The organism is Desulfococcus sp., assembly GCF_041737845.1.
In the GTDB taxonomy this organism is placed as follows: Bacteria; Desulfobacterota; Desulfobacteria; order Desulfobacterales; family Desulfococcaceae; genus Desulfococcus.
The window spans coordinates 24,845-32,453 of the sequence record NZ_JBGSQX010000158.1 but is presented as its reverse complement, the minus strand read 5'-3'; the positions used below and the strand labels follow the sequence as shown (position 1 = coordinate 32,453).

6 protein-coding genes and 1 other RNA gene are annotated in these 7,609 nt (G+C 60.4%); 6 read left to right on the top strand and 1 reads right to left on the bottom strand.

The features are described from left to right. The 3 genes from ilvA to ACEW8N_RS19670 all read left to right on the top strand — a co-directional run. Positions 1-1,022: threonine ammonia-lyase (gene ilvA, locus ACEW8N_RS19680; RefSeq protein ID WP_373501571.1), on the top strand; the 1,022-nt coding region annotated here is incomplete at its 5' end. Positions 1,023-1,124: 102 nt separating this feature from the next. Further along, entirely contained in the window at positions 1,125-1,766 is a 642-nt protein-coding gene (gene dfsP, locus ACEW8N_RS19675; RefSeq protein WP_373501570.1) for a DUF166 family (seleno)protein DfsP, read from the top strand. Between the two features lie 557 nt (positions 1,767-2,323). Beyond that, a complete protein-coding gene (locus tag ACEW8N_RS19670) occupies positions 2,324-2,935 on the top strand; it encodes a hypothetical protein (protein WP_373501569.1) in 612 nt (203 codons plus the stop codon). Between the two features lie 196 nt (positions 2,936-3,131). Here the strand turns inward: ACEW8N_RS19670 and ffs are convergent. Beyond that, positions 3,132-3,374, bottom strand: an RNA gene (gene ffs, locus ACEW8N_RS19665) — signal recognition particle sRNA large type. 334 nt (positions 3,375-3,708) lie between these two features. On the opposite strand from ffs, the gene ACEW8N_RS19660 reads away from it, so the two are divergent. The 3 genes from ACEW8N_RS19660 to ftsH all read left to right on the top strand — a co-directional run bounded on the left by ACEW8N_RS19660 (position 3,709) and on the right by ftsH (position 7,587). Continuing rightward, positions 3,709-4,128 (top strand): DUF3568 family protein, encoded by a 420-nt coding sequence (locus tag ACEW8N_RS19660; RefSeq protein WP_373501568.1) that lies wholly within the window; start codon positions 3,709-3,711, stop codon positions 4,126-4,128. Further along, positions 4,097-5,554, top strand: a complete 1,458-nt coding sequence (gene tilS / locus ACEW8N_RS19655) for a tRNA lysidine(34) synthetase TilS (protein ID WP_373501567.1) — start codon at positions 4,097-4,099, stop codon at positions 5,552-5,554. The genes ACEW8N_RS19660 and tilS overlap by 32 nt, the downstream gene beginning before the upstream one ends. A 62-nt stretch (positions 5,555-5,616) precedes the next feature. Continuing rightward, a complete protein-coding gene (gene ftsH / locus ACEW8N_RS19650; RefSeq protein ID WP_373501566.1) occupies positions 5,617-7,587 on the top strand; it encodes an ATP-dependent zinc metalloprotease FtsH in 1,971 nt (656 codons plus the stop codon). Positions 7,588-7,609: the final 22 nt, after the last annotated feature.

Sequence of the window (7,609 nt, the reverse complement as noted above, 5' to 3'; positions counted from 1 at the left end):
TGGTGGCGGCCTCGGCCGGCAACCACGCCCAGGGCGTGGCCCTTGCCGCGCGCAAGGCGGGCATTGCAGCGACCGTCGTGATGCCGGAATGGGCGTCCATCAGCAAGCAGGAGGCCACCCGGAGCTACGGCGGCACAGTGGTGCTGTCGGGCCAGAGCCTGGGGGAGAGCCTCATGAAGGCCGAGGAGATCGCCCGGGAGGGAAAAACCTTCATCCATCCCTTTGACGACCCCGACATCATCACCGGCCAGGGAACCATCGGAGTGGAAATCCTGGATGACCTCTCGGACGTCGACGCCATCGTGGTTCCTGTCGGCGGCGGCGGCCTGATCGCGGGCATTGCGTCCATGGTCAAGCCCGTAAAGCCGTCGGTAAGGATCATCGGCGTCCAGGCGGCGGCATGCCCGTCGGCGGCGGCATCCCGAAAGGCGGGAAGGATCGTCGAGGTCCCGGCCCGCCTGTCCATCGCCGACGGCATCACCGTGAAACAGATCGGCCAGCGCAATTTCGAGGTCATCCAGCGCTGGGTGGACGACATCGTTCTGGTGGAGGAGGAAGAGATCGCCGCAGCCGTCCTGATGCTTCTGGAACGAAAAAAGATCCTGGCCGAAGGCGCGGGAGCCGTTCCCCTGGCCGCGCTCATGAACTGCGCCGTCAATATCCCCCCGGGCCGGAAAGGTGTCCTGGTCATCAGCGGCGGCAATGTGGACAGCCCGCTGCTGGGGCGGATCATTCAGAAAGGCCTCCTGGAAAACGGACGCATCATGCGCGTCAGGATCCATCTGGCCGATATTCCCGGATCCCTGTCCGGCCTGCTGCAGGAAATCGCCCGGCTGAAGGCCAACGTGCTTCACATCTACCACGACCGGGACGTCAAGGACCTGCCCATCCACATGACCTATGTGGCTCTGGAGCTTGAAGTCCGGGGCCCCGGACACATCGAGGAGATCATGTCGGCCCTGTCCCGGTCCGGCTACGAGATTCAATTTGAATGCGGGACGTCTCCCCCCCCGGGGAATTGAAATATCACAGCCGCTGTGCTATGGCCTGATTACGGAATTGTCGCGTGCCATGCACGAATAGACCCCTTGAGGGCAGACAATCAATGATGATGATGTATTTCCATGTGTGACCGACGCCAAAGAATTATCGTATTCCAGCAGAACCGTTCGGGTGAAGCAAAAATCAAGGGGATCTCGACCTATGGCCGTGGCCGGTTTGAGATCCGGATTGTTTCGATCGACGCCGCTCTTCCCCCGATCCTGGACGACACCGCCGAATTTCTCCCGGATATCCGCCATGCCGACCTCGTCCTGGATTTTCTGAAGCATCCGGACCTGTCCCACGATCTGATGGAAACCTGCCTGACACGGGCGATACCGGTGGTGGCCTCCGGCAGGAGACGCGGGCAAAAAGGCATCCATACCCCGCCCACCTGATGCGGCCTGCCCAGGCAGGTCGGTCTGGGACACTATGGCGAACAATTCGGCTCCCCGGAACTGACGATCGAGATGAAAAGCGGCAGCGTCGCCAGGGTCGACGTGATTCGGGGCGCGCCGTGCGGGGCGACCTGGGAGGCGGCCCGCTGGATTTCAGGATGCAGCGCCGCCGACGCCGCGGTGCGCATCGGACTCGCCGCACAATTTTTCTGCTCCGCGGACCCGTCCGCATGGGACCCCATCACCGGGCACAGCCCTGTCCATTATGCAGGAGAGTTTCATATGGCCGCCGTCCGCCGCGCGCTGAAGGATGATGCCGCCCGGTGACATGACGATGCTTCGCGGCAGTTCAGCCGCCGGTTTGCCTGAAGAGAGGACCGACAGGTGCCCGGCCCGACCCCGAAAGGCGGCGGGTTGACCTATCCTGACGGAAAATGACACGGGAGCCTTTTCGGGGTGGGATCTCTTTGATAAAACTATCCATTTTTTTTGACAAGCAGGATGTTTTACGCTATGATTTGCGCTCTCTATGGTACTTTGAAGTCCTGTTGAAATTCCAGATCTCCGGAATACACCCCCCTGAGCCGACCCCCGGCAATGGAGGCCCTGCCGTTCCCGTCAACTCAGACATGAACGCCGAGATCGGAAAGAATCGGATCAAGATCACCGGGTCGGGCTGAGGACGGTATCGCTTCCCGGGATATATCGCAAGCACCCTGAGCGTCTCCGCAATAGATTTCCCTGTGGAATCGTCTCCCAGATCCCAGAGATATTCGCCGCGACATCCGAAAAAGACCAACCAGACAAAAAAAGAGAAGACAAAAAAAGAGAAGAGAAGAGAAGAGAAGAGAAGAGAAGACAAATACCCCAGGAAAGGACAAAACATGAACGATTTTCTAAAAAACCTTCGCTCGAACAACAAGGAAAAAAACAACGACCGCAACGACCGCAACGATCGGCCGAATCGGCGGCAGTACGGGAACGGCTATAACGGCAACTCGAGCTATAACGGCAACCCCAATTACATCAATCCCCAGTACAAAAACGACCGAAACAGCGGCAACCTCAAAAAACCGTTCAGGCCTTTTGAAGACGGCAGGATGACGCTTTTTATGGAAGAGGTTTTGCCTGAAATCAAGGCGGCCATATCCCGCATGATGAACGCCTACGAACGTCTGGCCGCGGCGGAAGAGCGCAAGGCCGATGCCATGGAAAGCCTCTCGGCGTCGCTGAAGATTCTCCTGGCCGGAAACATGCTGCCTCTCTCCCAGAACGGCGATGCGGATGGGGATGCCGCAATGGGCGAAGCGGAAAAACCGTTGAACACGATGGCGCGGGAGGCCGTTCTCGACATCATCCTCAAGATGCGCGAGGAGGGTGCCACCTACGGCAGGATCGCGGAGCATCTGGAAGGGGAGAATATCCCGACATTCTCCAGAAAAGGGAACTGGCATGCCCAGACCATCCATCGCATATGCCGGGAATGCGCCGTATGAAGCGCCCCGGTGGGCCGCTGATCCATCCCGGTGATTGAAAACCCAGGAGTTTTTTGCAGTGAAAATCGGCGCGGGGGCTTGGAGATTTTCGTGTCTCCGCCCCTGCAGAATCTCCCGTTCGCCATGGGCGCTTCGCCCCGTGGCCTTGCCCCGATCGCGATGCTTCGGAATCTGGCGAACCGGATGAGGGAAGCGGTTGTGCACCCCCTGGTCGAGTCTTCTCCTTTCAACCCGCCGCAATCTGACCGGGATCGATCCGCGACACAGACGCCATCACTTATTGCTGCTTCCTTCCGGATCTGACAAGGTTCGCGAGTGTCTGTTGCGCGGCGGCCGATCAGAGCGGCCGGTATCTGGGGCAAGACCCTCGAGGGGGGATTCGGCCCCGCGTAAAGCGGATTTCGGGTAGAGGGCACCGCTAGCTCCCCGCTTAGCACAACCGGCCTCTTATACCTCGGAATGGTTTTCGTTTTCAAGGGGAAAAGATTTTATTTCGCCCCCGCCCGCGTTCTCCTGGGCTGCGCCCCGAGTCCTCCCCTTCCTTTGGTATTGACACCGCCCCGGCAACATCATAGAGATATTTCTTTACCGTTGCCCGGATCGCATCCGGGTGTAACACGGGACCCGGCGTGGACGGATACGATGTCATCCATTTCCAGACCATGGCGGCGCGGGAACGCCATGATGCACCATTCCGGGCGCACGTCGACACCGTCCGACACCCCCTGCCCGGGAGTTCTGATCGGAAAAAACAGGCTAAGGAGGAGAAAAAGATGAATACAGCAAAATACCGAAGTGTTGTCAGAGCATTGGCGGCGGCGCTCCCTGCGCTCATCGGCTGTCAGATCATCGCGGGGTGCGGCCTTTTTGTCGCCGGTGCGGTTGTCGGCGCAGGGGCCTACACCTACATCAACGGCGAGCTGAAGCGCTCCTATCAGGCCGGGTATGAAAAAGCGGTTCAGGCCTCCGTTACCGCGATGAAAGAGATGAATATCGAAGTCAAATCGATCAAAGAACAGGGCCTGACAACGTCCATTGACGGTAATTTCAACGGGAAGCCCGTCAAGGCCGGCGTCGCCAGGGTTGACGTCAACATTTCAGAGGTCGGGGTCCGCTCCGGCTGGGTGGGGGTTTGGGACAAGAGTTTTTCCACGGAGGTTCATGAAAAAATCGCCCGGCGCCTGGGATCATAGCCTGCTTCAAACCGTCACGCAGACCATCGGACGGCATGGCATGCTCATCCCGGGGGACGCCGTCCTGGCCGGGGTTTCGGGCGGCCCCGACTCCGTCGCCCTCGTCCATGTCCTGATCCGGCTCGCAGACCGGTTTTCACTTTCCATGGGCATCGCCCACCTCAACCACTGCCTTCGCGGAGAAGAGTCCGACAGGGATGCCCAGTTTGTGGCCGATCTCTCAAGGGCGCTGGGATTGCCCTTTTACGCCGGCCGGAAGGATATCGATCGCTTTCGGCGGGAGTCGAAACTGTCACCCGAAGAGGCGGCACGGCGGGCAAGATATGAATTCTTCGAGGAGACGGCCGTCCGACACCGGTTCGACAAGATCGCTCTCGGCCATCATGCCGACGACAACGCCGAACTCGTCCTGATGAACCTCCTCCGGGGCGCCGGCCCCGTGGGTATCTCCGGCATTCCACCGGCGCGGGACGGCAGATACGTCCGGCCCCTTCTGGATCTCACCCGCCGCAGGATCACGGAATTTTTGAAGGAGAACGGCATCCCATTCGTCACGGATTCGTCCAACACCGACATGAGGTACACGAGAAACCGGATCCGGCACCGGCTGATCCCCCTGCTTCAGAACGAATACAACCCGGACATCGTCCGGACATTGAATCGCCTGGCCGGCATCCTTCGGGCGGAGGAGGCGTGGCTGGATCCCGTCGTCCGCGATCTGTTCGACCGTTGCGTCGTGGCGGACGGGCCGGATCACGTCGTCCTTTCCGTCCCGGAGCTCCGCAGGATGACGGACGCCCCCCGCCGGCGGGTGATGCGGCAGGCCATCATGCAGGTCAAGGGCAGCCTTCGGCGGATCGGCCTCCATCATATCGACCGGCTGGCCCTGGGCCTTCCGGACGAGGCGTCCGGGAGCGCTGAAACAATCCATCTCCCGTGCCGGATCTGCGCGATCCGAACCGGACGGGAAATCCGCATCGTGCGAAAGGAGCGGCCCCTCAGGCAGGCCTGCGCAGTCTTGGCCGAACCGGCATTCCACTATCAGGTCCCAGGCCCCATGGAGCTGCGGGTGGCGGAGATCGGCCGGCGGCTCCGATTTTCGGCGGTCGAAGCCGAGAAGGCCGGCGACTGGGCCAACGCCCGGCCGGATACGGCTTTTTTGGATATGGCGAAACTCCGCTTTCCCCTGGTCGTCAGAAACGTGAGGAACGGAGATCGCTTTGCCCCGCTGGGCCTCCGGGGAACCCAGAAAATGAAGACGTTTTTCATCAACAGCAAGGTCCCTGTCGAGGCGCGCAGGCGCTGTCCGGTTCTCGTGAGCGGCGACGACGACATTATCTGGGTCGCGGGCCATCGCATCGCCGAATCGGTCAAGGTCACCGCATCCAGCGAAATCCTGCTCAAGGTACAACTTTTGCTTGCCTAATTCATAATCATGGTTAAAATAGTCCAGATATCGCTATAATATTCACTTCGGAGGATCTTTATTTGAACCCGTTTTATAAAAATCTGGCATTGTGGCTGGTCATCACCCTGATGATGATCATGCTTTATAATCTGTTCAACCAGCAGAATATGACCGAAACCAGCGTCAGCTATACGGAATTCCTGGGGATGGTGAACGCGGGGCAGGTTTCGGAGGTTACGATACAGGGCCAGGAAATCATCGTCAGCGACCTGAACCGAAAACACTTCAAGGTGTATGCGCCGGAGGACAACGATCTGATCCGCAGGCTGGAAACCAAGGGCGTCATCATCAAGGCCAAGCCCCCGGCCGAATCCCCGTGGTACATGTCTGTGCTTGTCTCCTGGTTTCCCATGATGATCCTGATCGGCGTGTGGATCTTCTTCATGCGTCAGATGCAGTCGGGGGGCGGAAAGGCCATGTCCTTCGGGAAGAGCCGCGCCCGCCTGATGACCGACCAGTCGGCCAAGGTCACCTTTGACGATGTCGCGGGCATCGATGAGGCCAAGGAGGAGCTGGGGGAAATCGTGGAGTTTCTCAAGGACCCCAAGAAATTCACCCGCCTGGGAGGACGGATTCCCAAGGGCGTGCTTCTCATGGGGCCCCCCGGAACGGGTAAAACCCTCCTCGGCCGCGCCATCGCGGGGGAGGCCGGGGTCCCGTTTTTCAGCATCAGCGGCTCGGACTTCGTTGAGATGTTCGTGGGCGTCGGCGCATCGCGCGTCCGCGACCTCTTCCTCCAGGGCAAGAAAAACGCGCCGTGCATCATCTTCATCGACGAGATCGACGCCGTGGGCCGGCATCGCGGCGCCGGCCTGGGCGGCGGCCACGACGAGCGGGAGCAGACCCTGAACCAGCTTCTGGTGGAGATGGACGGTTTCGAGTCCAACGAAGGCGTCATCCTGGTATCGGCCACCAACCGGCCCGACGTCCTGGACCCGGCCCTCATGCGGCCGGGGCGGTTCGACCGCCAGGTGGTGGTCTCCCTGCCGGATGTGAGGGGACGGGAAAAGATCCTCAAGGTACACATGAAAAAAACCATCATCGCAAACGATGTGGACCCTGTAGCCCTGGCCAAGGGAACACCCGGATTTTCCGGGGCCGACCTGGAAAACCTGGTCAACGAGGCCGCCCTCTATGCCGCCAAGCGGGAAGCCGAAAAGGTGGCCATGGTCGATTTCGAGGAAGCCAAGGACAAGGTCTACATGGGACTTGCGCGGAAATCCAAGGTCATCAGGGACGAAGATCGAAAGGTGACGGCCTACCATGAAGGCGGCCATGCCCTGGTTGCCCGGTTTCTGCCCCACACCAGCGTGGTCAACAAGATCACCATCATCCCCCGCGGGCGGGCCGCAGGCGTCACCTGGTTCCTGCCGGAGGAACAGGATTTCAAATACAAGGACCAGCTGGAGAGCGAACTCTCCGTGGCCTTCGGCGGGCGGGCCGCGGAAGAGATCATCTTCAACCGGATCAGCACGGGCGCATCCAACGACATCAAACAGGCCACGGAGATCGCCGGCAACATGATCCGGGCCTGGGGCATGAGCGAGAAGCTCGGCCCGATGTCTTATGCCAAGGGCGAGGAGCAGGTCTTTCTCGGCCGGGAGATCGCTCAGCACAGGGACTATTCGGATGAGACGGCCCGGCTCATCGACAGCGAAATCGCCGGCCTCATCAACGGCGCCTACGCGCGGGCCAGAAAGGTGCTGGAGGAGAATGTCGACATCCTGCACAAACTCTCGGATCTCCTGCTGGAGAAGGAAACCGTCATGGGATCGGAGCTGAATGACCTGATCCTTGCCATGCGGCCCGGGATCCGCCTGCCGTCGTTCCACCCCTCCCGGGAAGACGCAGAAGCGGAAAAGAAGGATGAAGCCGGTCCGGCCGCATTCGAAGAGACCCTGACCCTGAAGACCAAGCCGGACCCCGGCGCCCCGACCGAAGGCAAAGACGACGGCCGAGGGGCGGCGGATGGGGGCCCCGGGGCGGAATAGCGGCTTTTCGGCAGCGAGGAGA

Bases quoted from the DNA above. Each gene is read 5' to 3' on its own strand.
- ACEW8N_RS19670 (WP_373501569.1), top strand. From the start codon at position 2,324: ATGAACGATTTTCTAAAAAACCTTCGCTCGAACAACAAGGAAAAAAAC.
- ACEW8N_RS19660 (WP_373501568.1), top strand. From the start codon at position 3,709: ATGAATACAGCAAAATACCGAAGTGTTGTCAGAGCATTGGCGGCGGCG.
- tilS (WP_373501567.1), top strand. From the start codon at position 4,097: ATGAAAAAATCGCCCGGCGCCTGGGATCATAGCCTGCTTCAAACCGTC.